A 22,249-nucleotide genomic window follows, 5' to 3' on the forward strand; every position below is an offset into this window, starting at 1 on the left:
GGCTTTTTGTCGTAAAGAGAAGGGTTATTCAAAACTTGCGGGTTTTGCCATTCCAGACGTTGCGTGGTTAGTCGCCACGTGGCCACCAGCACCTTTACCAACAAAAGTTGATGCTTCACGTTGGTAAACTTTAATCTCGAATGAAGAATCAACGACTTCAGGCGCAGGCGCTTTCATCATTGGCGAGGTTGCGTGGCGGATAGCCTTGTTAGTGACTATCACAGCAGGTTTTGATACTTTTTCTGCGATAACAGGTGCTTCCACGGCTTCAGTTGAAACTTGTTCAACCTCAACAGCCATAGACTGTGGTTGTATGACCCGTGTTTCTTCTGTATCCGCAACAGGTTGAGCTTGTTCAATAACGGTATTTTCAATCACTTCTTCTACAATAGTCGTAGATTCAACCGCAGGTTGTTTTTCATCACTCACGATTTGTGATTGAACAGTTTCTTGAGCTGACAGAGCAGGCTGTTCGGTATGTACAGCGATAACCGGTTCCGCTTGCGGAGCACTTGCAGGTTCAAGCGTCATGACTTGTGAATCGGTTGATTCAGCAACAATCTCAGCTTCTTCGACGTCTGTTTTTTGCGTTTGCTCAACAGTGACGGCCTCAGTAACTTCTTGCGAGGATTGAGTCGCTGAAGAAGAAATCGCTTCCGCTGCCTCAACCGTTGCTACGGCTAAAACACCTTGTTGTTCAAGCATTTCTTCATTGGTGATGATCGCCATGGATTCTTGCTGTGGTTGAACAAGCGGGTAACTGATACACACTTTACCTGAAGCCAGCTCAGGAGAAGCAACAGCGGCGAACAGCGGCATTGGTGATTTAGTTAAATGGCGCTCATCACGATAACGACGGCGACGTTGACCACTGACACGCAAGTGACGTGGTGAACGACGTGAGCGACGAGGAATGATCGTGTCTTGCTTCTCTTCCTCATTGCCTTGGTTATCTTGTGAATGCTCCTCGTTAACGTCAACAAGTTCGATATCTTGCTCAGCGATGTGTACTGGTGCCGGTAATGCTGCAACCGTTTTAGCACTGTTTTGGGTAACGACTTCAGCCTTGGTCGGATCTTCGTTTTGTTCAACAATGTCTACGGTATCAGTGATACGTACCTTCTGAGTTAACTGACGACGCTGACGGCGCGGTGTGACTGGGCGCGGTTGAGCTTCTTCTTTCTCAGTAGCGGTGGTATCGGTATCTTGAGTCGCATCTTGTTGAGCTTTAGCGGCCTGTTGTTGGCGTTTCTCATCTTGACGACGACGACGTTCAGCACGTTGCTCACGACGCTGTTGTTGTTGAGCTTCGCGGCTAGCATTATCAACAGTTTGCTCTTCTTGTTGACCGGAATTTTTATTGTTACGGCCTTTACGATTGTTATTATCGTCTGCTTGAGCATTACGGTTAGAACGATTTTCGCGGTTATCGCTGTTTTCATCACGATCACGGCGATTATTACGGCGATTGTTGCGGCGTTCATTATGACGACGTTTATCGTTACCCGAGTTCTGACGGTTTTTCTCGACAGGTTTTTCGGCAACTTTCTCTTCTTCACCGAATAACTTTTTAAAGAACGCAGCGAGTTTGCTGAATAAACCCGGTTGAGCATCGGCTTTAGCCGTTTGTTTTGTTGGCTCAGGACGTGTTTTGCTCTCTTTTGGCTTAGCCACTGCTGTTTGCTCTACAGGTTCTTGTAAAGCAAATGCAGAAATAGCCGGCTGCTCAGGCATTTTGCGTTCAGCAGCAGCGTCTTCTGTACCATTTAATGTTTCGGTTTCGTGGTATTGCGCAAGGTTGTAACTCAGAGTGTTAACTTCTTCACCTTTACGAATACGGATCACGTGGAAGTGAGGGGTCTGCATTTGGTCGTTTGGTACGATAACCACACGAACATTTCGCTGACGAGTCTCAATTTCACTTACGGCTTTACGTTTTTCGTTGAGTAGATAAGAAGCGATTTGTACAGGGACAATCGCATGAACTTCATGAGTATTTTCTTTCAGTGCTTCTTCTTCAATTAAACGAAGTACAGATAGCGATAAAGACTCATTATCACGAATGGTTCCGGTTCCCGAACAACGAGGGCAGACATGGTGGCTAGATTCACCCAAAGATGGGCTTAAACGCTGACGGGACATTTCTAATAGGCCGAAACGTGAAATACGTGCGATTTGAATACGCGCACGATCTTGACGAACAGCTTCACGTAAACGGTTTTCGACTTCACGTTGATGCCTAACTGGCGTCATGTCGATAAAGTCAATAACAATGAGACCACCAAGGTCACGGAGGCGTAATTGACGTGCAATTTCATCTGCCGCTTCAAGGTTAGTATTAAATGCAGTTTCTTCGATATCACCGCCACGAGTAGAGCGTGAGGAGTTAATATCAATAGCGGTGAGAGCCTCTGTGGTATCAATAACCAAAGCGCCCCCTGAAGGAAGACGAACTTCACGTTGGAACGCAGATTCGATTTGTGATTCGATCTGGTAGTGGCTAAACAGCGGAACATCACCGCTATAATATTTGATTTTGCTGGCAAAATCGCCACGGCCAATGGCTTCAATATGGTTACGCGCCATCTCGACAACTTTTGGATTATCAATCAGGATTTCACCAATATCAGGACGCAGATAATCACGGAATGCTCGTACAATCACATTACTTTCTTGGTGGATTAAGAAAGGAGCCGGACGGTTTTCAGCCGCTTTTTTGATGGCTTCCCAGTGACGTAGACGATACAACAAATCCTGTTGTAAAGACTCTGCTGATTTGCCAACACCTGCGGTACGGACAATCAAACCCATACCATCTGGAATTTCGAGCGAAGACAACGCTTCTTTTAATTCCGTACGATCTTCACCTTCAATACGACGAGAAATACCGCCGGCACGTGGGTTATTTGGCATTAAAACCAAGTAGCTTCCAGCTAGGCTAATAAAGGTAGTGAGTGCGGCGCCTTTGTTGCCACGCTCTTCTTTATCAACTTGAACGATCACTTCTTGGCCTTCCTTGAGAACATCTTTAATATTAGGGCGACCTTGGGAGTGATAGTTGCTTGGGAAGTATTCGCGAGCGATCTCTTTGATGGGAAGGAAACCGTGTCTTTCAGCACCGTAATCAACAAAAGCAGCTTCTAGACTAGGTTCAATACGAGTGATTTTACCTTTGTAAATATTTGCCTTTTTTTGCTCATGACCTGGACTTTCGATATCCAAATCATAGAGTCGTTGCCCGTCAACAAGGGCAACACGCAACTCTTCCTGTTGAGTCGCGTTTATTAGCATTCTTTTCATATTGTTACTTACTCATTATTTTTCTTTCAATAATAGAGCAGCGAAAAAGGGAGCTATTGTAAACCGATGGCCTCGTGATTTTTACAAAACCGCCTGCCTCCCGGCAGTCGTTCGTATAGAGACGCGCAGTATTCGGTGAACCTGATTTTTAGATTAAAAATTCAGCGTTCTTAATCAGGAAGCCGTCATAATTGTATTAACGGAAGTTCCTAACCCAAAAAGCTAATAATCGTTGCTCGCTAATTATTTGATTTCGCGAAGCGTCTTACGCCATTGCTGCACTTGTACTCAATCAAATAGTAAATTTGTATCTTATGCCAATTATCGTTTTATCGAACATGGTGGCAATTGCATATTATTCCATTGCCGACCTCATTATAGCAAGTCGAGACATGAGTTATATGAAAATTTTATTTAGAAATATGACTAACAAGCTATTCTTTGACCAATTAAAAAAAAATGATAAAAAAATTTACGGAGTCGGTATGATATATCCTGCAAATAAGGTCGTAATTTAATCAACCAGAGTTAACATATTTTTGAATGAAAACACAAAATCAAGTTCAGTTTATCGATATTGGCGATGACGAAGCCGGACAACGAATCGACAATTTTCTGCTCGCAAAATTAAAGGGTGTGCCTAAAAGTATGATTTATCGCATTATCCGTAAGGGAGAAGTGCGGGTGAATAAGGGGCGCATCAAACCTGAGTATAAGCTTGCCGCAGGTGATCAAGTTCGTGTTCCGCCAGTCAGGGTTGCAGAGCGCGAAGCAGCGCCCGTTTCGGCAAAACTGGATAAAGTCTCCGCTTTGGCTGATTGTATCCTGTATGAGGACGACGCAATATTAGTGATTAACAAGCCTTCTGGTACGGCAGTGCATGGCGGAAGTGGGCTTAGTTTTGGGGTCATTGAAGGATTGAGAGCATTACGTCCAGAAGCTCGTTTTTTGGAATTGGTGCATCGTCTTGATCGCGATACGTCAGGGATATTATTAGTGGCGAAGAAACGCTCAGCACTGAGGGCGTTGCATGAGCAATTACGTCTTAAACAGATGCAAAAAGATTATCTGGCGTTAGTACGCGGGCAGTGGCAATCCCATACTAAAGTGATTCAAGCGCCATTACTGAAAAATATTTTACAAAGTGGTGAGCGCGTTGTTCGAGTAAGTCCTGAGGGAAAACCTTCAGAAACGCGTTTTAAAGTTGAAGAGCGTTTTGCACAAGCCACGTTAGTCAAAGCCAGTCCGGTTACGGGGCGTACGCATCAAATTCGCGTCCATACGCTGCATGCAGGGCATCCGATTGCATTTGATAACCGTTATGGGGATAAACAATTCGATAGCCAATTAGCCGGTACAGGGTTAAAAAGATTATTTTTACATGCCAGTTCGCTGAAATTTATACACCCTAAAAGTGGCGAAGAGATGCGCTTACAAGCGCCACTTGATGACGAATTGAATCAGTGCTTGAAGGCTCTACGCGCACAAAAACAACATTAATATCGTGAGATTGCTAATAAGAGGTCGGTAGGGTTCCTGCCGACCTCTCTAGCCTCTTTTTAATCGCTTAACGGATTAAATCCGTGGTGGCGTAGCATGTCCAGTAATAGGATTAGCGGTAAACCAATTAATGTGTTTGGATCGCGTCCTTCTAACTTGTCAAACAAAGCGATACCAAGTCCTTCCGATTTAAAACTTCCTGCACATTGATAAGGTTCTTCTTTGCGTAAGTAAGTGTCGATTTCGTGATCACTTAAAGCGCGAAAATAGACATTAAATAATTCACATTGCACATTATAACTGCCTGTTGCGGAGTCTAATAAGCACAGCCCAGTATAAAATGTCACCTTGCTTGCTGAGGCTTGCTTCAACTGTTTAAACGCATTGTCGTAATTGAGTGGTTTACCGACAATTTTCCCATTAATGACGCAAACCTGATCCGAACCAATGATTAAATGTTGTTGATGCTGTTCGCTAATGGCATGGGCTTTTGCGTGGGCGAGACGAGTCACTAATGCTTCAGCGGATTCATTTAATATCGGGGTTTCATCCACATTGGGCGCAACGGCTAAAAAGGGCACACCTAGCTTCTTTAGCAACTGCTGCCGATAGGGTGAGGTTGATGCTAAAATAATCGATTTCATATTTTTTCTCGAAACTCATAGCCAAAAGGGTGAACTCATTTTAAACTATCCGGCGCTTAACAGGCGATTTTTTGGTGAAAAGGCGAGTTTTGTCCGCCTTTTTCTTTGACTATAGCTCATTACAAAGTTAATATGCGCGCCTTATGCAAAAGGTAAAATTACCCCTGACTATCGATGCGCAGCGTGCAGCTCAAAAAAACCTCGACTATGTCGGGAGTTACACGCCTGAGCAGGTAACACGTATTGCTGAATCAGTAGTCAGTGTAGACAGTGATGTTGAGAGCGAATTATCATTTAAAATTGATAATCAGCGTCTGACGGTCATAGAGGGGCATTCTGATGTGGATGTCACCCTACAATGCCAGCGTTGCAGAAAAGATTTCAAGCATCATGTTTACGTATCGTATTGTTTTAGTCCTGTCGTCAATGACGAAAAGGCCGAAGCATTACCGGAAGCCTACGAACCAATTCAAATTGATGAATTTGGTGAAATAGATTTGCTGGGAATGATAGAAGATGAAATAATTCTTTCCTTACCAGTGGTTCCGGTTCATGATTCTGAACACTGTGAAGTGTCCGAAGCGGACATGGTTTTTGGTGAACTACCTCCAGAGGCGGAAAAACCAAACCCATTTGCCGTATTAGCCAGTTTAAAGAAAAGTACTTAAGGAGTAAGGTCAATGGCCGTACAACAGAATAAACCAACTCGTTCAAAACGCGGTATGCGTCGTTCACATGATGCACTGACTGCTACCCTAGTTTCTGTAGACAAAACTTCAGGTGAAACCCACCTGCGTCACCATGTGACAGCAGACGGTTATTACCGTGGCCGTAAGGTTATCAACAAGTAGTTTCTGATTTACACGTTGATACTTTGGCTAATCTAACCATTGCGTTAGATGCTATGGGCGGGGATGTTGGTCCCCGCGTCACAGTGCCTGCTGCATTGCAGGCTCTGGCATCTAATCCATCACTCAAATTACTGCTAGTCGGTCAACCTGACGCCATTCAACCTTTGCTTGCACAACAAAGTGTCGAGCTGACTTCTCGTGTCGAAATTATTCCTGCTGAAAACGTGATTGCTAATGATGCTAAACCCTCTACGGCAATAAGACAAAGCAAAGGAACATCGATGCGAACGGCGTTAGAGTTAGTCAAGACTGGGCAAGCACAAGCGTGCGTGAGTGCCGGTAATACTGGGGCGCTGATGGGCTTGGCGAAACTGATGTTGAAATCGATTGAAGGCATTGAGCGACCTGCGTTGATGACAATTTTGCCGAATCAACAAAAAGGTCAAACCGTGGTGCTGGATTTAGGGGCTAACGTCACGTGTAACAGTGAAATGCTGGTGCAATTCGCTGTGATGGGGTCAGTGGTTGCAGAAGAAGTGGCTAAGATTGTCTCACCGAGAGTGGCACTGCTGAACATCGGTGAAGAAGAAACCAAAGGGTTGGATAATATCCGCGAAGCCGCCGCACTCCTCAAAGAAACTGCGGCAATAAATTATATCGGTTATGTTGAAGGCAATGAATTGCTAACAGGCAAAACGGATGTACTAGTCTGTGACGGCTTCGCAGGTAACGTCACGCTAAAAACAATGGAAGGGGTGATCCGCGTCATTCTTTCATTGTTAAAATCAACAGAAGAAAGCAAAAAGAATAAAAAACCTAGCTGGTTGATGCAATTGGCTAAAAAATGGCTTAAAAAACGACTTATGAAGCGTTTTGGGGAGCTGAACCCCGACCAGTATAATGGTGCAACTCTGTTAGGATTAAAAGGAATTGTCATTAAAAGTCATGGCGCAGCAAATGAAAATGCATTTAAAGCGGCTATTGAACGTGCAGTTCAAGCAGTAGACAGACAAGTTCCAGACAGAATAGCAGCTCGACTGAATATCGTATTACCCAGGAGTGATCAATAACCTATGTATAGCAAAATATTAGGCACAGGCAGCTATTTACCCGCACAAATTAGAACGAATGCTGACCTGGAAAAAATGGTTGATACTTCTGATGAGTGGATTGTGACTCGCACAGGTATTCATGAAAGAAGAATTGCAGGCGAAGATGAAAGTGTTGCGGTAATGGGGTTTCACGCCGCACAAAAAGCGTTAGAAATGGCTCAGGTCGATAGCAGTGACATTGGGTTGATTGTTGTTGCTACAACGTCATCGACTCACGCGTTCCCAAGTGCCGCATGTCAAATTCAACAAATGTTAGGTATTCACGATTGTGCGGCATTTGATGTTGCTGCTGCTTGCGCGGGTTTCACCTATGCGATTAGCATTGTTGACCAATTTGTAAAAACGGGCATGGTAAAAAAAGCATTGGTCATTGGCGCTGATGCACTCTCTAAAACATTAGACCCGAATGATCGTGGTACGATTATCTTATTTGGTGATGCAGCAGGGGCCATGGTTATTGGCGCTTCTGAGCAACCCGGTATTTTATCGACACACCTTCATGCCGATGGCCGTTATGGTGATTTGTTGGCGCTGCCAAATCGTGAGCGCGGCTCAGAAGATGAAGCCTATTTAACCATGACGGGCAACGAAGTATTTAAAGTTGCTGTACGTGAGTTAGCTCACATTGTTGATGAAACATTAGCGGAAAGTGGTATTGCAAAAGAAGAACTCGATTGGTTAGTGCCGCATCAAGCGAATTTACGCATCATTTCAGCAACAGCAAAAAAACTGGATATGACCATGGAAAAGGTGGTTGTGACGCTTGATAAACATGGTAATACCTCTGCTGCATCGGTGCCGACCGCATTTGATGAAGCCGTGCGTGATGGGCGTATCCAACGTGGCCAGTTAGTGCTGTTAGAAGCATTCGGTGGTGGCTTCACTTGGGGCTCTGCACTCGTTCGTTTTTAATTTACTGAGAAAATAGACATGACACAATTTGCTATGGTTTTTCCCGGTCAGGGATCTCAGTCTCTTGGTATGTTGTCTGCATTAGCGGCAGAAAGTCAGCTTGTAGAGCAAACATTCGCTGAGGCGTCTGAAGCATTAGGTTATGACCTCTGGGCACTTGTCCAGAATGGACCAGAAGAAGAATTGAACAAAACATGGCAAACTCAGCCTGCTTTGTTAGCTGCATCTGTCGCTATCTTCCGCGTTTGGCAAGAAAAACAAGGGCCAATGCCTACAATGATGGCAGGGCATAGCTTAGGTGAGTATTCAGCGTTAGTGTGTGCTGGTGTCATCGATTTTAAAGCCGCCATTAAACTGGTTGAATTACGTGGTAAATTAATGCAAGAAGCGGTCCCAGAGGGAACCGGAGCCATGTATGCGATTATCGGTTTAGATAACGAATCTATTGAAAAAGCTTGTCAGGAAGCCGCACAGGGTCAAGTTGTATCGCCTGTGAATTTTAACTCTCCGGGACAAGTCGTTATTGCAGGTGAAAAAGAAGCAGTAGAACGCGCGGGTGCAGCCTGTAAAGAAGCTGGGGCTAAACGTGCGTTGCCATTATCAGTCAGTGTTCCTTCGCATTGTGCGTTAATGAAACCCGCGGCTGAAAAATTAGCGGTTGCATTGCAAGACATCACGTTTAATCAGCCAAATTTCCCAGTTATCAATAACGTTGATGTAAAAATTGAACAATCAGCTGAAAATATTCGTGATGCTTTGGTTCGTCAATTGTATAATCCGGTTCGTTGGACTGAAACTGTAGAATTAATGGCAGATCAAGGTATTGAACACCTTGTTGAAGTAGGCCCAGGTAAAGTGTTAACTGGTCTTACCAAGCGTATTGTCTCTAATTTAACTGCCGTTGCAGCCAATGATCCTGTATCATTAGGCACTGCGTTAGAAAACCTCTGAGGACGATATGAGCTTTGAAGGAAAAATTGCACTGGTAACAGGCGCGAGTCGCGGTATTGGTAAAGCAATTGCTTTAACACTTGCTGCGCGTGGTGCGACTGTTATTGGTACAGCAACAAGCGATAAAGGAGCAGAAGCGATTTCTGCTTATTTAGATGGAAAAGGCAAAGGTTTTGCTCTGAATGTGACAGACCCTGCATCAATTGATGAAACCTTGAATAATATTCGTCAACAATTTGGCGAAATTGATATACTGGTTAACAATGCAGGTATCACTCGTGATAACCTTTTGATGCGTATGAAAGATGATGAGTGGCAAGATATTATTGACACCAATCTATCATCCGTTTACCGTTTATCTAAATCCGTATTACGCGCCATGATGAAAAAACGTTGTGGGCGCATTATTTCAATCGCATCTGTTGTGGGTGTGATGGGAAATGCGGGGCAGGCGAACTATGCAGCAGCGAAAGCTGGGCTAATTGGTTTTAGCAAATCATTAGCACGCGAGGTTGCTTCCCGTGGTATCACCGTCAACGTCGTTGCTCCTGGTTTTATTGAAACTGATATGACCAAAGCATTGACAGATGAACAGCGTGCAGGCATTTTATCTCAAGTTCCTGCCGATAGGCTGGGTGATGCGCAAGAAATTGCCAGTGCTGTAGCGTTTTTAGCTTCTGATGAAGCTGGTTACATCACAGGTGAAACATTACATGTCAATGGCGGCATGTACATGATCTAAAGAAATGATGGAACCATTTGCATTATTAGTGTTAATTAGCGCAAAATAATGCAAAATTTAGGTTCCAACAGCCGGGATTGGGTTGTATCTTTTCCTGTATTTTATAAACTACGAAAACCATCGCGAAAGCGAGTTTTGATAGGAATTTTAATAGTATGAGCACTATCGAAGAACGCGTTAAGAAAATCATCGTTGAGCAACTGGGTGTTAAAGAGGAAGAAGTTGTAACAACAGCTTCGTTTGTTGATGACTTGGGCGCTGATTCTCTTGACACAGTTGAGCTGGTTATGGCTCTGGAAGAAGAGTTCGATATCGAAATCCCTGACGAAGAAGCTGAAAAGATCACAACAGTGCAGGCTGCGATTGACTACGTCGAGAACGCATCTAAGTAATTGTTTTAAAACTTATCTAGGCGGTCACTCGACCGCCTATGTTTCTTTGGTAACTTTTTCCCTCCTTGGAGGATATACGTGTCTAAGCGTCGTGTAGTCGTAACTGGACTGGGCATGTTATCTCCTGTCGGCAATACAGTTGAATCATCATGGAAAGCTGTTTGTGACGGACAGAGTGGTATCAGCCTCATCGAACATTTTGATACTACAAACCATGCAACTAAATTTGCTGGTGTAGTGAAAGATTTCAATTACGAAGATTATGGTATCTCCCGCAAAGAAGCACGGAAGATGGACCCATTCATCCAGTATGGTATCGCTGCTGGCTATCAAGCCATCAAAGATGCAGGTCTGGAAGTAACAGAAGCCAATGCTACTCGTATCGGTTTGGCGATTGGTTCTGGTATTGGTGGTCTAGGCTTAATTCAAGAGAACTGTGAAGCACTACAACACGGCGGTCCTCGTAAAGTTAGCCCATTTTTCGTTCCTTCTACGATCATTAACATGGTCGCAGGTCATCTGAGCATTATGTACGGTTTCCGTGGCCCAAGTATTTCTATTGCCACTGCTTGTACCTCAGGTGTGCACAATATCGGTCATGCGGCTCGTATGATCGCTTATGGTGATGCGGATGTTATGCTCGCAGGTGGCGCTGAAAAAGCAACAACACCATTAGGTGTTGCTGGTTTTGGTGCTGCACGTGCTCTTTCTACTCGTAATGATGACCCACAAGCAGCTAGCCGCCCATGGGATAAAGACCGTGATGGTTTTGTGCTGGGAGATGGTGCGGGTATTATCATTCTTGAAGAGTATGAGCACGCTAAAGCACGTGGTGCTAAAATCTATGCAGAAGTCTCTGGCTTCGGCATGAGTAGTGATGCCTATCATATGACATCACCTCCTGAAAATGGAGAAGGTGCAGCGTTGGCGATGATGAATGCTCTGCACGATGCTGGAATTGAAGCAAACGACGTGGGCTATATCAATGCTCATGGGACTTCAACGCCAGCGGGTGACTTAGCTGAAGCCCAAGCCGTTGTATCTGTCTTTGGTGAAGACACTAACGTACTGGTTAGCTCAACCAAATCGATGACTGGTCACCTATTAGGTGCAGCAGGCGCGATTGAGTCTATCTTTACGATCTTATCATTGGCTGATCAGATTGTTCCGCCAACGATTAATCTGGAAAACCCAGATGAAGCCTGCAAACTGGATTTCGTTCCAGGTGAAGCAAGAAAAGTGGAAAACATGGAGTATGCTCTGTGTAATTCATTTGGTTTCGGCGGCACCAATGGCTCATTAATTTTCCGTCGTTATCACCAAGAGTAAATTAATCTAACATTATTGCCTTATTATTAGCGCTATAATGTATTTAAAGCCCCAGTATGTTCCATACAGGGGCTTTTCTTTTATTGTCATTTTGCAGTCTCAGTCAGTTTAGTTTATGATAATAAACATCCTGTTACTGACTGATTTATCAGCCATTATTATAAGAATTATCAATGTCATATTGGGTTAATGGAATTGCATGCCGTCATATTGATGTTTCTGATCGCGCTGTGCAATTTGGTGATGGCTGCTTTACGACGATTCATGTGTTTAATCAGCAGCCCAAAATGCTTGAGCACCATATTAGGCGCTTAATGCAGGATAGCGCTCGTCTCAAGTTACCTCAACCTGATTGGCAACGTCTGCAAGAGCAAATTCTCGCCATTTGTCAGCAACAAAGTCATGATGAATGGGTACTCAAAGTGATCATGAGTCGTGGTACAGGTGGCCGAGGCTATAGTTCTTTGGGTTTCAATCAACCAACAGTGATTATGTCGATAGCGCCTTTCCCTTTGCATTATCAAGCATTGCAGAAATCGGGTATTCACTTGATGTTGAGCAGTGTGCCGATCAGCAAGAACCCATATTTAGCCGGCATTAAGCATCTCAATCGTCTCGAACAGATCTTAATTCGTCAGGAAATTGATGAAGCTCAAGCGGATGAAGCATTAGTTGTTGATTCAGATGGTATTTTGATTGAGTGTTGCAGTGCAAATCTCTTTTGGCGCAAAGGTGAAACAGTATTTACTCCAAACTTAACGTTTTCAGGGGTAAATGGATTAATGAGACAAAAGATTATAGCGCTTTTAGCAACCAGTCAGTACGATCTACAAGAAGTTGAACGATTCCCTGAAGTTTTAGGATGTTGTGATGAGGTGTTTATTTGTAATGCTTTGATGCCGATATTACCGGTTGCGACGATCAACTTAGGTAAAAACAAGCCTCTCTGGCAATATTCCTCTAGAGAATTATTTGAATATTTGTTGTTACGTTGCCAAATTTAGTCACAGAAATGGTTGATGAATGAAACTAGCGAAAAAAATATTTATTGCAGCGGTCGCGATTGTGTTGGTTGCAGGAAGTGTAGCCTACGTCTTGTATCAACAAGTTTTAAACTACGCGAAAGAACCGCTTAATTTAACCCAAGAAAAAATTTTTACCGTGCCATCGGGAACGGGGCGTGTTGCGCTTGAGGGTTTATTAGTTAATCAAAACATCATTAATCAAACTGATAAATTCCAATGGCTGTTAAAGTTTCGTCCCGAGTTAGCCAAAATGAAAGCAGGAACATACCGCTTGCAGCCGAATATGGATATTGAACAGATGTTGGCATTAATTGCGAGTGGTAAAGAAGCACAGTTTTCTATCCGTTTTGTTGAAGGTTATCGTTTATCCGATTGGACGAATATTTTACTTGATGCGCCTTATTTGCAGCATGAGATTGAAGGAAAAACCCCGACTGAGTTATATGCACTGATTGGCTTTGATGGCGATACAACTCTGGAAGGTTGGTTATATCCGGATACTTATTTGTATACCGCGGGAACACGCGATGTCGATATTTTGAAACGAGCTCATCAACAGATGAAAAAAAATGTCGAGGAGATATGGCAGGGACGTGATAAAGATCTGCCTTATAAAAATGCTTATGAGATGTTGATCATGGCATCAATTATTGAAAAAGAAACCGGCGTCGATAGTGAAAGAAATCAAGTCGCTTCAGTGTTTGTGAACCGATTGAAAAAAAATATGCGTTTACAAACCGACCCAACGGTAATTTATGGTTTAGGTGATAAGTATCAGGGGAAAATTTATCGTAGTGATTTAGATAACTATACGCCATACAACACTTACCGTATTGATGGGCTACCTCCAACACCGATCGCAATGCCGAGCCTTGCATCGATTAAAGCAGCAGCCCATCCGGCTAAAACGGATTATTTATACTTTGTTGCAGATGGTACTGGTGGTCACACATTCAGCCGTACGCTGAATGACCATAATCGTGCAGTCAAAGTGTATCGAAAAATTGAAAAACAGAATGATAAGTAAAATGAAAAATGCCTATATTGTCATTGAAGGATTAGAGGGAGCAGGGAAAACAACGGCGATTAAAACTGTTGTTGAAACTTTAAACCAAGCGGGTATTCAAGATATTGCTTTTACGCGTGAGCCGGGGGGAACGCCGTTAGCAGAAAAATTACGTGAATTGATCAAGCAAGGAATCAGTGGTGAGAAAGTGACCGATACTGCGGAGCTGCTTATGCTGTATGCAGCACGTGTTCAATTGGTTGAAAATGTCATCAAACCCGCCCTTGCCGCGGGCAAATGGGTTGTTGGGGATAGGCATGATTTATCTTCCCAAGCTTATCAAGGCGGGGGGAGAGGGATTGATCGCGAATTGATGCAATCCTTGCGTGATTTGGTGTTAGGGGAGTTTAAACCTGCTTTAACCTTATATTTAGATTTACCACCAGAACTTGGTTTACAACGCGCTCGGGCGCGTGGTGAGTTGGATAGGATTGAACAAGAATCCTTGGCATTTTTCGAGCGTACTCGTGCTCGTTATCTTGAATTAGCCGCAACAGACGAAACCATTTTGACGATCGATGCCAGCCAAAATATTGAGCAAGTACAACAAGATATTCGCCAAACACTCCAGCAGTGGTTGGCGAAGTAAGGTGAGAAAATGAACTGGTACCCTTGGTTGAATGAAACTTATCGTCAAGTGATAACGTCCTATCAGCAAGGCCGTGGGCACCATGCATTATTGTTGCATTCACTATCTGGTAATGGTGTGGAGGCGCTATGTTATGGGGTCAGCCGCTGGTTAATTTGCCAAAACACCGACGGTCTAAAAAGTTGTGGTCAATGTCATAGCTGCCAGCTGATGTTGGCCGGTACACACCCTGATTACCATGTATTAGAACCTGAAAAAGGTAAAACCACCGTCAGTGTAGATGCAGTAAGGAAACTGACGGAAACCTTAAGTGGCTATGCCCAGCAAAATGGGGCGAAAGTTGCTTATATTCCGCGTGCTGAAGCGTTAACCGATGCGGCGGCAAATGCCTTATTAAAAACGTTAGAAGAGCCAACACAACAGACTTATTTTTTATTAGGCTGTGAAAAGCGAGAAAATTTACTCGCGACACTCCGTAGCCGCTGTTTATATACTTATTTGTCGCCTCCAGAGTTGCAGACGGCATGGTATTGGTTACAAAAACACATTGCAGGCGTTAACTATAATGATGCATTGACCGCATTAAAGCTCTGCCAAGGGGCGCCAGTAGCGGCGATGTCACTGTTGCAGCCTGAAAATTGGCAGCAGCGCCATGCCTTGTGTCAAGGGCTAGCCCATGCAATGCAGCATAATGATATGTTGTCTCTGTTATCTGTCATGAATAATGATAAGGCCACTGAATTGATTGGCTGGTTGCTCGGATTGTTAACCGATAGCATGAAATTACAACAACAAGCTGCACAATTCTGTTTAAATCAGGATCAGTTGCCTCTCATTAGTGTGCTCGCGTCACGAATGACCTATACGCAATTGTTTAACGTTTATGAAGCTTGGCAACAATGCCGCCACCAATTGATGACAGTGCCTGCACTGAATCAAGAGTTACTTTTAACCAATCAGTTATTACAATGGGAAGCATTAATTGCGACTCTAACACGATGAAAAAGAGTGAAATATGTTTGTAGTTGATTCACACTGCCATCTCGATTGCCTTGATTATGAAAAATTACATACAGGTGTCGATGATGTTATCGCAAAAGCATCGCAGCGCGATGTGGGTTTTATGTTGGCGGTTGCCACAACGCTACATGGGTTTGATAGTATGAAAACCCTGATAGGCAAACGAGATAATGTTGCATTTTCTTGTGGGATCCATCCGCTTAATTTAGATGAAGGCTATGATTTTGAGCGTTTAGCACAGTTAGCGGCAGGGAAGGAAGTGGTTGCGTTAGGGGAAACGGGACTCGACTATTATTACCAAAAAGAAAATGCGGCACTGCAACAGGAGTCTTTCCGTCAGCACATTCGCATTGGTCGTCAGGTAAATAAACCGGTCATTGTACATACTCGGGATGCACGAGACGATACTTTGGCCATTTTGCGTGAAGAGAATGTGACTGATTGTGGCGGTGTATTACACTGTTTTACCGAAGATAAAGATACCGCGAAACAATTACTCGACCTTGGGATGTACATCTCTTTTTCTGGTATTGTGACTTTTCGTAATGCAGAACAAATTCGTGAAGCAGCAAGAATTGTTCCTTTAGATAGGATCTTGGTCGAAACGGATTCACCTTATTTGGCACCGGTTCCTCATCGTGGTAAAGAGAATCAACCGGCCTATGTCCGTGATGTAGCAGAATATATGGCTGTTCTCAAAGGGGTTAGCCCAGAAGAAATGGCGCGTATTACCACTGAAAACTTTAACCGCCTCTTTCATTTGAATGTCGGCGATAACAACGCGTAATTATTAGTCAATATTAAAGGAAGTTGAAATGGCAGAAGAAACAATTTTCAGTAAGATCATTCGACGTGAAATCCCTGCTGATATCGTTTATCAGGATGAGCTTGTTACCGCATTTCGTGATATCTCGCCGCAAGCGCCTTCACATATTCTTATTATTCCAAATAAATTAATTCCAACAGTGAATGATGTAGCTGCGGAAGATGAACAGGTATTAGGACGTTTATTTATCGTTGCAGCAAAAATAGCTCAGCAAGAAGGCATTGCTGAGAGTGGCTATCGCTTAATCATGAATTGCAATAAAGATTCCGGGCAGGAAGTGTTTCATATTCATATGCACTTAGTTGGTGGTCGCCCTCTAGGTCCATTACTCGCCAAATAAGGCAATGACGTGAAGAAAGTCGAATATGTACTAATACGTGTGTTGGCGCTCAGTATGGTGGTCTTTTCACTGAGCGGCTGCCTGTGGGGAAAAAATGATGGCTTGGTATTTAATGAACAGCAACGTGTCATTATGGAGCCCTCGGTTTTAGCGCATGGCATTATCGTAGAACAACCCGTAGTGAGTGTTGAAAACTATGCGACAGTGGCTAAAGTCAATATGAGTAACAGTCAATCCGAGGCGGTGACCATCATGTACCGCTTTTATTGGTATGATAATAACGGCTTAAAAATAGCGACAACGCATGATATACAGCAAACAATACCTGCCAATTTATCTATTAGTGTTAGTAATCAAAGTACTTCATCACTGGCGCGTAATGTACGTATTTATGTCTTCTTACCGAAAACGCTTGGAGAAAAATAATGAAACGTATCCTATTTGTTGCAGCGGCAGCGATGATATTGGCAGGGTGTCCTTCTTTTCAATCAGAAAGACCAAAAACACCACCGCCTGTTGTACCGGTTGAACCCGTAGAGCCGACTGAACCAGTCACACCGCCACCAATCGATAAGGTCCCTACGCCACCTAAACAAAAAACGACGGACTGGTCTGCGGCGGTATCACCATTGGTGAGTGAAATGTCTGGAGCAAGCGGTATTGAAAGTGGCAAAGTATTGTTAGTCGATTCAGTCAAAAACAACACAAATGGTTCATTTTCCGTACAAAACGCAACCTCAGCGATTGTAAAAGCGGTTGATAGTAGTCACCTTTTTAAAGTTGTTCCTCAGGATGTTGTGAATACAGCACGTAAAACGTTAGGCCTATCACAAGATGATAGCTTAGTCACGCGTAGTAAGGCGATTGGGCTGGGGCGCTATGTGCAAGCAGACTATGTGTTGTACAGTGTAATTTCAGGCTCAAATAAGCAACGTGATATTGAAATGCAGCTTATGGCAGTACAAAGCGGTGAGATTATTTGGTCAGGAAAAAACGATATTGACCAATAATGATTCATTGTGGCTACTGTTAAGGCGTTATTTCCCAAAGATTGATATTAAACACTGGGAAATAACGCCCTTAGCGGGGCTGTCTGGGGGAACTTATCGTTTGAGAGCCGCCTTGGCAGATCAAGTCGTTGAGTTAATTGCTCGTGCACAGGGGCAAGTTCAACATGCGCTCTATGTCAACCGTCGTAAAGAAGCAAAGGTGCTACAGCAGTTGCACGGGTTCGGCCAAGCCCCAAAACAGCTAGCAAGAAACAGAGACTGGTTATTACTCTCGTGGTGTGATGGTCAACATCCAAGCCATATTCAATATTTATCACCTGAATTTCAATCGTTATTAGCGGCAACCATCGCTAAATTGCATACTCAACCCTTATTAAGTTACCCGTTACAGCTGCGGCAAGAGATGGCTCATTATGGGGAGTTGATTGATCCAAAGCGTAAAACCCCACGATGGCTACGGTGGCATAAATATTTTTTGTCCGCCCCAATGCCTAAAACGTTAAAGCTTGCTCCCGCCCATATGGATATTCATCGGGGTAATATTCTCTATACAGAGGATAACAGTATCATTTTGTTAGATTGGGAATATGCTGCGAATACAGATATTGGGTTGTCATTAGAAACCTACTTTCAAGCCAATCAACTAAACACCCAACAACGACATGACTTCCTATCAGAATATTGTAATAAACATCAATCATATACAGATGCTGAACGGTTGGCTGCTCAGTGTCGCCAATGGACACCATGGGTAAAATATATGATGTTGATGTGGTATGAAGTGCAATGGAATCAAAGTCAAAATAGCGATTTTTTGTTACACTCTGGAGCATTAAGGCAATATTTTCATTTGCCGTATTAAACCGCTTTGTTTAACACAAATGAAAGCATTGAAATGCGTGTTATGACCGCAAAATAGTTTAAATAGTGAGGCATGTATGGGTCCGATAATGCTAGATGTTCAGGGCTATGAGCTGGACAGTGAAGAGCGTGAAATACTGGCACATCCGTTAGTGGGGGGATTAATTTTATTCACCCGTAATTTTCATGATGCAGCACAATTAAGGGAGCTAGTGCGTCAAATTCGTGATGCATCACGCCACCGCCTATTGGTCGCTGTGGATCAAGAAGGTGGGCGTGTTCAACGTTTTCGTGATGGTTTTACCGCGTTGCCTTCCGCACAAGCTTTTGCTGCATTAAACAGTGAGTCAGAAGGGGCTAGGTTGGCCGAAGAAGCGGGTTGGTTGATGGCATCTGAAATGATAGCCATGGATATCGATATTAGCTTTGCGCCGGTACTTGACCTTGGTCATCAAAGTATTGCCATTGGTGAACGTTCTTTCCATGAAGATCCGGAAATAGCCATGGTTATGGCAGAACGCTTTATTAAAGGTATGCGTAATGCAGGCATGAAAACAACGGGTAAGCACTTTCCAGGGCATGGAGCCGTAAAAGCGGATTCACATAAAGAAACGCCTAGGGATGACCGTGACCTTGAGATCATTCGCAAAAAAGACATGTCAATTTTTAGAGATTTTATCCAGCGTGATTTATTGGATGCAGTGATGCCAGCACATGTTATCTATACTCAAGCGGATGAACGCCCTGCAAGTGGTTCGCCTTTTTGGTTGAAATCCATCTTACGTGAGCAACTTGGTTTCAATGGTGTCATTTTCTCGGATGATTTATCGATGGAAGGGGCCGCTATCATGGGAAGTTATCCGGAACGCGCTGCGGCTTCATTATCTGCGGGCTGTGATATGGTATTAGTCTGTAATAACCGTGATGGTGCAGTCAGTGTACTAGACAATTTACCCAAGCAACATGGCAGCTTAGCCTCATCGTTATTCCACAGTGGACGGCAATATAGTCTTAAAGAGTTACAAAGTACTCAGCGTTGGCAAGAAAGCCACAAACAGTTGGTTGGTTTATCCCGTCAATGGCAAGAACAACGTTAGTGAATTGACCTTACAATGCGATGATATTGTCCTATTAGGCAATGTTGTTGTCGTCAGAATAAAAAAACACCCAAGCGTTCATTCGTTGGGTGTTTTTTTCTATCATTTGATTTAGCGGGAAAGGCCGTTGATAAGTCGTTTAGTTTTGCACTCTGTCTTGTTCTCTTACACAACCTAAAAGCTTTATGCAATGGGATGAGTGTCACCAAGAAAATTGGGTGCTTAAGTAGGCTAATCACGAGAGTGACTTGCTAAGTGTTTATGTTTTCGTCGAGTGAAGGGGTTACTGTAATTGCTAGCAGAAATAGGAGAGCAAGGCATAACGTCATGGTATAAGTGATAACAAAAGTGAAAGAGAAAGCAATCAAGCGGATACGATACTAGTCACGGTTTGATAGATAAGGAACTTCACTCAACATATCCCTTCGTATTGATCTTTATGATAGGCGTCCATTCGACATATCTAAGTATTTTAGGTACAGCTGAATAGAGTGATACAAACATTATCCGAATTGTATTTGCTATCGCCCTTATAAAGAGGGTAAGGTCGCAGGCTAGATTAACTAATTATCATTATCAAATAGGTTGGAAATTATTTCGAATATTGATTAATATCAATATATCGCTAGCTGACACGATTCGTATTTTGCATAATATGAAACTAACCTGTGATCGATGTCATATTAATCAGTCAATTTGATATGCGTCAATATTTGGTATGACCAAATAACCAAGCGTGTTATTCTCAACATGGAGTTGAGGTTTATCGATGAAATGAGTGTTATTTAAGTGTTTTATCTTTTAAAAGGCTTAAATAACATTAATTTATTTTGTAATGAGGTATCCATGGCCTTTTCTCAACCAAAGATTGTGATAGTCGGTGGTGGTGCTGGTGGTTTAGAGCTAGCAACCCGTCTTGGGCGCAAATTAGGACGTAAAAAGCGTGGGGAAATCACCCTTGTCGACAGGAATCCAAGTCATTTATGGAAGCCTCTGCTGCACGAGGTTGCTACGGGGTCATTAGATGATGGTGTTGATGCACTTAGTTATCTAGCTCATGCACGCCATAACGCATTTAATTTCCAACTAGGTTCATTAACGCAAATTGATCGCGATAATAAAAAGGTCATTTTGGGTGAGTTGAGAGATAAAAATAATGAACTGTTAGTTCCTGAACGTGAAATTGACTATGACATATTGGTGATGGCGCTAGGAAGTACATCCAATGATTTTGGTACGCCGGGTGTCAAAGAACACTGTATTTTCTTAGATAATCCTCAGCAAGCACACCGCTTCCATGATGAGATGCTTAACTTATTTTTACGTTATTCAGTCCGTGATAATGCGGAAGAAAAAGTGAACATTGCGATAGTCGGAGCTGGTGCTACTGGGGTTGAGCTATCTGCTGAGTTATATAACGCGGTAGAACAGTTAACCAGTTATGGCTTTAAAGGGCTGGATACGGATGCTTTGAATGTCACCTTGGTTGAGGCAGGTGAACGTATTTTGCCAGCGCTACCTCCTCGTATTTCAGGAGCCGCGCATCAAGAATTAAACAAACTTGGCGTCAAAGTCCTGACGAAAACCATGGTAACCAGTGCAGATGATGACGGTTTGAATACTAAAGAAGGCGAAAAAATTCGTGCTGACTTAATGGTGTGGGCCGCAGGTATTAAAGCCCCTGACTTCATGAAAGAAATTGCAGGGCTAGAAACTAACCGCATTAATCAGCTGGTCGTGAAACCAACATTACAGACAACGCGTGATGAGACTATCTTTGCGATTGGTGATTGTGCTTCATGCGCTAAGCCAGAAGGGGGCTTTGTGCCACCAAGAGCGCAGTCGGCACACCAAATGGCAACGCATTGTTATAATAACATCTTAGCAATGATGAAAGAGAAACCATTAAAAGACTATGTCTATAAAGACCACGGCTCTTTGGTATCTCTTTCACGTTTCAGTACCGTAGGTAGCTTGATGGGGAATTTAATGCGTGGCGATATGATGGTTGAGGGGCGAATTGCACGTTTCGTCTATATCTCATTGTATAGAATGCATCAAATAGCGCTTCATGGTTACGTCAAAACGGGATTAATGATGTTAGTGGGCAGCATTAACCGTATTATCCGTCCGAAGCTGAAGCTTCATTAATTTTCTATGTCGTTACCTTCTACACAGAAACCCTCGTTCAGTGTTGAACGAGGGTTTTTATTCTGATGAATACTATTGTTATATTAAATATTCATTCAAATGATTAATTACCCTTCATATGATACTAAAAAAGATTAACCACTTTATTGATAACGTGTTCATTCAATAAAAATAGTTCTATTAATTCTAAAAATAGAGGCTTATTTGTGAATTATTTAGTAACAAATCATTGTTAGTTTAAGTTAATCTACGTATTGCTTAGTGATTAAACATGATTTTTTAATGAGCCTTAAAGGCTTTTTTATTAAAAAATAGTTTGCATATTAATGTTAATATAATAGTTAACTATCTAATATATAACATTATCTAATAAACTAAGAAAATGTATAAAATTTCATGATTGATAATTTTCTTGTTTAATAAATAGTTATCGATAATTTATCGGTTTGGGATAAAGCATTAAGTGACTAACACTAAAAATATAATAAAATAAATTGATCATAATCAAGATGTAAAATTAAATTACATTTT

At 42.8% G+C, this 22,249-nt stretch carries 22 protein-coding genes; 20 read left to right on the plus strand and 2 right to left on the minus strand.

Annotated elements, in window-relative coordinates; translation table 11 throughout:
- Positions 1 to 24: 24 nt before the first annotated feature.
- Positions 25 to 3,300: a ribonuclease E gene (rne, locus tag M1F03_RS08805; RefSeq protein ID WP_251464045.1), complete on the minus strand. Its 3,276-nt coding sequence runs from the start codon at positions 3,298 to 3,300 to the stop codon at positions 25 to 27.
- Positions 3,301 to 3,843: 543 nt separating this feature from the next.
- Between rne and rluC the strand changes: the two genes are divergently transcribed.
- The gene (gene rluC, locus M1F03_RS08810) at positions 3,844 to 4,800 is read left to right on the plus strand and encodes a 23S rRNA pseudouridine(955/2504/2580) synthase RluC (RefSeq protein WP_154624452.1); all 957 of its coding nucleotides are present in this window, start codon (positions 3,844 to 3,846) and stop codon (positions 4,798 to 4,800) included.
- Between the two features lie 59 nt (positions 4,801 to 4,859).
- On the opposite strand, the gene M1F03_RS08815 is transcribed toward rluC, so the two are convergent.
- Positions 4,860 to 5,444: a Maf family protein gene (locus M1F03_RS08815; RefSeq protein ID WP_247047308.1), complete on the minus strand. Its 585-nt coding sequence runs from the start codon at positions 5,442 to 5,444 to the stop codon at positions 4,860 to 4,862.
- 143 nt (positions 5,445 to 5,587) lie between these two features.
- Between M1F03_RS08815 and yceD the strand changes: the two genes are divergently transcribed.
- The 19 genes from yceD (at position 5,588) to M1F03_RS08910 (ending at position 21,718) form a co-directional block, all read left to right on the plus strand.
- Complete coding sequence (yceD, locus tag M1F03_RS08820; RefSeq protein WP_154624450.1) at positions 5,588 to 6,112, plus strand: 23S rRNA accumulation protein YceD; 525 nt, start codon at positions 5,588 to 5,590, stop codon at positions 6,110 to 6,112.
- Between the two features lie 12 nt (positions 6,113 to 6,124).
- Entirely contained in the window at positions 6,125 to 6,295 is a 171-nt protein-coding gene (rpmF, locus tag M1F03_RS08825) for a 50S ribosomal protein L32 (protein WP_004253223.1), read from the plus strand.
- Positions 6,296 to 6,318: 23 nt separating this feature from the next.
- Positions 6,319 to 7,365, plus strand: a complete 1,047-nt coding sequence (gene plsX, locus M1F03_RS08830) for a phosphate acyltransferase PlsX (RefSeq protein ID WP_154624449.1) — start codon at positions 6,319 to 6,321, stop codon at positions 7,363 to 7,365.
- Between the two features lie 3 nt (positions 7,366 to 7,368).
- Complete coding sequence (locus M1F03_RS08835; protein WP_154624448.1) at positions 7,369 to 8,319, plus strand: beta-ketoacyl-ACP synthase III; 951 nt, start codon at positions 7,369 to 7,371, stop codon at positions 8,317 to 8,319.
- A gap of 18 nt (positions 8,320 to 8,337) precedes the next feature.
- Entirely contained in the window at positions 8,338 to 9,270 is a 933-nt protein-coding gene (gene fabD, locus M1F03_RS08840; RefSeq protein WP_154624447.1) for an ACP S-malonyltransferase, read from the plus strand.
- A 7-nt stretch (positions 9,271 to 9,277) separates the two neighbouring features.
- Positions 9,278 to 10,012: a 3-oxoacyl-ACP reductase FabG gene (gene fabG / locus M1F03_RS08845; RefSeq protein WP_154624446.1), complete on the plus strand. Its 735-nt coding sequence runs from the start codon at positions 9,278 to 9,280 to the stop codon at positions 10,010 to 10,012.
- 155 nt (positions 10,013 to 10,167) lie between these two features.
- Complete coding sequence (gene acpP, locus M1F03_RS08850; RefSeq protein ID WP_099110956.1) at positions 10,168 to 10,404, plus strand: acyl carrier protein; 237 nt, start codon at positions 10,168 to 10,170, stop codon at positions 10,402 to 10,404.
- Between the two features lie 78 nt (positions 10,405 to 10,482).
- Complete coding sequence (gene fabF / locus M1F03_RS08855; protein ID WP_196713187.1) at positions 10,483 to 11,733, plus strand: beta-ketoacyl-ACP synthase II; 1,251 nt, start codon at positions 10,483 to 10,485, stop codon at positions 11,731 to 11,733.
- A gap of 173 nt (positions 11,734 to 11,906) precedes the next feature.
- Positions 11,907 to 12,737, plus strand: a complete 831-nt coding sequence (pabC, locus tag M1F03_RS08860) for an aminodeoxychorismate lyase (RefSeq protein WP_247047307.1) — start codon at positions 11,907 to 11,909, stop codon at positions 12,735 to 12,737.
- Positions 12,738 to 12,756: 19 nt separating this feature from the next.
- Entirely contained in the window at positions 12,757 to 13,785 is a 1,029-nt protein-coding gene (gene mltG / locus M1F03_RS08865) for an endolytic transglycosylase MltG (RefSeq protein ID WP_251464047.1), read from the plus strand.
- Between the two features lies 1 nt (position 13,786).
- Positions 13,787 to 14,413 carry a dTMP kinase gene (tmk, locus tag M1F03_RS08870; protein ID WP_154624443.1) on the plus strand — a complete coding sequence of 209 codons (627 nt, stop codon included), beginning with the start codon at positions 13,787 to 13,789 and terminating at the stop codon, positions 14,411 to 14,413.
- Positions 14,414 to 14,422: 9 nt separating this feature from the next.
- Positions 14,423 to 15,415, plus strand: coding sequence for a DNA polymerase III subunit delta' (gene holB / locus M1F03_RS08875; RefSeq protein ID WP_251464048.1), 993 nt, complete (start codon positions 14,423 to 14,425; stop codon positions 15,413 to 15,415).
- A gap of 13 nt (positions 15,416 to 15,428) precedes the next feature.
- Positions 15,429 to 16,220 carry a metal-dependent hydrolase gene (locus tag M1F03_RS08880; RefSeq protein WP_154624441.1) on the plus strand — a complete coding sequence of 264 codons (792 nt, stop codon included), beginning with the start codon at positions 15,429 to 15,431 and terminating at the stop codon, positions 16,218 to 16,220.
- A gap of 28 nt (positions 16,221 to 16,248) precedes the next feature.
- Entirely contained in the window at positions 16,249 to 16,599 is a 351-nt protein-coding gene (hinT, locus tag M1F03_RS08885) for a purine nucleoside phosphoramidase (protein WP_154624440.1), read from the plus strand.
- Between the two features lie 9 nt (positions 16,600 to 16,608).
- Entirely contained in the window at positions 16,609 to 17,025 is a 417-nt protein-coding gene (locus M1F03_RS08890) for a YcfL family protein (RefSeq protein WP_251464050.1), read from the plus strand.
- Positions 17,025 to 17,609 carry a penicillin-binding protein activator LpoB gene (gene lpoB, locus M1F03_RS08895; RefSeq protein WP_154624439.1) on the plus strand — a complete coding sequence of 195 codons (585 nt, stop codon included), beginning with the start codon at positions 17,025 to 17,027 and terminating at the stop codon, positions 17,607 to 17,609. Before M1F03_RS08890 ends, lpoB begins: the two co-directional genes overlap by 1 nt.
- Positions 17,599 to 18,471 carry a phosphotransferase gene (locus M1F03_RS08900; protein WP_251464052.1) on the plus strand — a complete coding sequence of 291 codons (873 nt, stop codon included), beginning with the start codon at positions 17,599 to 17,601 and terminating at the stop codon, positions 18,469 to 18,471. Before lpoB ends, M1F03_RS08900 begins: the two co-directional genes overlap by 11 nt.
- Before the next feature lie 76 nt (positions 18,472 to 18,547).
- Complete coding sequence (gene nagZ, locus M1F03_RS08905; protein ID WP_154624437.1) at positions 18,548 to 19,567, plus strand: beta-N-acetylhexosaminidase; 1,020 nt, start codon at positions 18,548 to 18,550, stop codon at positions 19,565 to 19,567.
- Positions 19,568 to 20,413: 846 nt separating this feature from the next.
- Positions 20,414 to 21,718 carry an NAD(P)/FAD-dependent oxidoreductase gene (locus M1F03_RS08910; protein ID WP_251464054.1) on the plus strand — a complete coding sequence of 435 codons (1,305 nt, stop codon included), beginning with the start codon at positions 20,414 to 20,416 and terminating at the stop codon, positions 21,716 to 21,718.
- Positions 21,719 to 22,249 lie beyond the last annotated feature (531 nt).

This window comes from Providencia sp. PROV080, from assembly GCF_033688105.1.
Classification (GTDB): Bacteria; Pseudomonadota; Gammaproteobacteria; order Enterobacterales; family Enterobacteriaceae; genus Providencia; species Providencia zhejiangensis.

Bases quoted from the DNA above. Each gene is read 5' to 3' on its own strand.
- rne (WP_251464045.1), bottom strand. From the start codon at position 3,300: ATGAAAAGAATGCTAATAAACGCGACTCAACAGGAAGAGTTGCGTGTT.
- rluC (WP_154624452.1), top strand. From the start codon at position 3,844: ATGAAAACACAAAATCAAGTTCAGTTTATCGATATTGGCGATGACGAA.
- M1F03_RS08815 (WP_247047308.1), bottom strand. From the start codon at position 5,444: ATGAAATCGATTATTTTAGCATCAACCTCACCCTATCGGCAGCAGTTG.
- yceD (WP_154624450.1), top strand. From the start codon at position 5,588: ATGCAAAAGGTAAAATTACCCCTGACTATCGATGCGCAGCGTGCAGCT.
- rpmF (WP_004253223.1), top strand. From the start codon at position 6,125: ATGGCCGTACAACAGAATAAACCAACTCGTTCAAAACGCGGTATGCGT.
- M1F03_RS08835 (WP_154624448.1), top strand. From the start codon at position 7,369: ATGTATAGCAAAATATTAGGCACAGGCAGCTATTTACCCGCACAAATT.
- fabD (WP_154624447.1), top strand. From the start codon at position 8,338: ATGACACAATTTGCTATGGTTTTTCCCGGTCAGGGATCTCAGTCTCTT.
- fabG (WP_154624446.1), top strand. From the start codon at position 9,278: ATGAGCTTTGAAGGAAAAATTGCACTGGTAACAGGCGCGAGTCGCGGT.
- acpP (WP_099110956.1), top strand. From the start codon at position 10,168: ATGAGCACTATCGAAGAACGCGTTAAGAAAATCATCGTTGAGCAACTG.
- pabC (WP_247047307.1), top strand. From the start codon at position 11,907: ATGTCATATTGGGTTAATGGAATTGCATGCCGTCATATTGATGTTTCT.
- mltG (WP_251464047.1), top strand. From the start codon at position 12,757: ATGAAACTAGCGAAAAAAATATTTATTGCAGCGGTCGCGATTGTGTTG.
- tmk (WP_154624443.1), top strand. From the start codon at position 13,787: ATGAAAAATGCCTATATTGTCATTGAAGGATTAGAGGGAGCAGGGAAA.
- holB (WP_251464048.1), top strand. From the start codon at position 14,423: ATGAACTGGTACCCTTGGTTGAATGAAACTTATCGTCAAGTGATAACG.
- M1F03_RS08880 (WP_154624441.1), top strand. From the start codon at position 15,429: ATGTTTGTAGTTGATTCACACTGCCATCTCGATTGCCTTGATTATGAA.
- hinT (WP_154624440.1), top strand. From the start codon at position 16,249: ATGGCAGAAGAAACAATTTTCAGTAAGATCATTCGACGTGAAATCCCT.
- lpoB (WP_154624439.1), top strand. From the start codon at position 17,025: ATGAAACGTATCCTATTTGTTGCAGCGGCAGCGATGATATTGGCAGGG.
- nagZ (WP_154624437.1), top strand. From the start codon at position 18,548: ATGGGTCCGATAATGCTAGATGTTCAGGGCTATGAGCTGGACAGTGAA.
- M1F03_RS08910 (WP_251464054.1), top strand. From the start codon at position 20,414: ATGGCCTTTTCTCAACCAAAGATTGTGATAGTCGGTGGTGGTGCTGGT.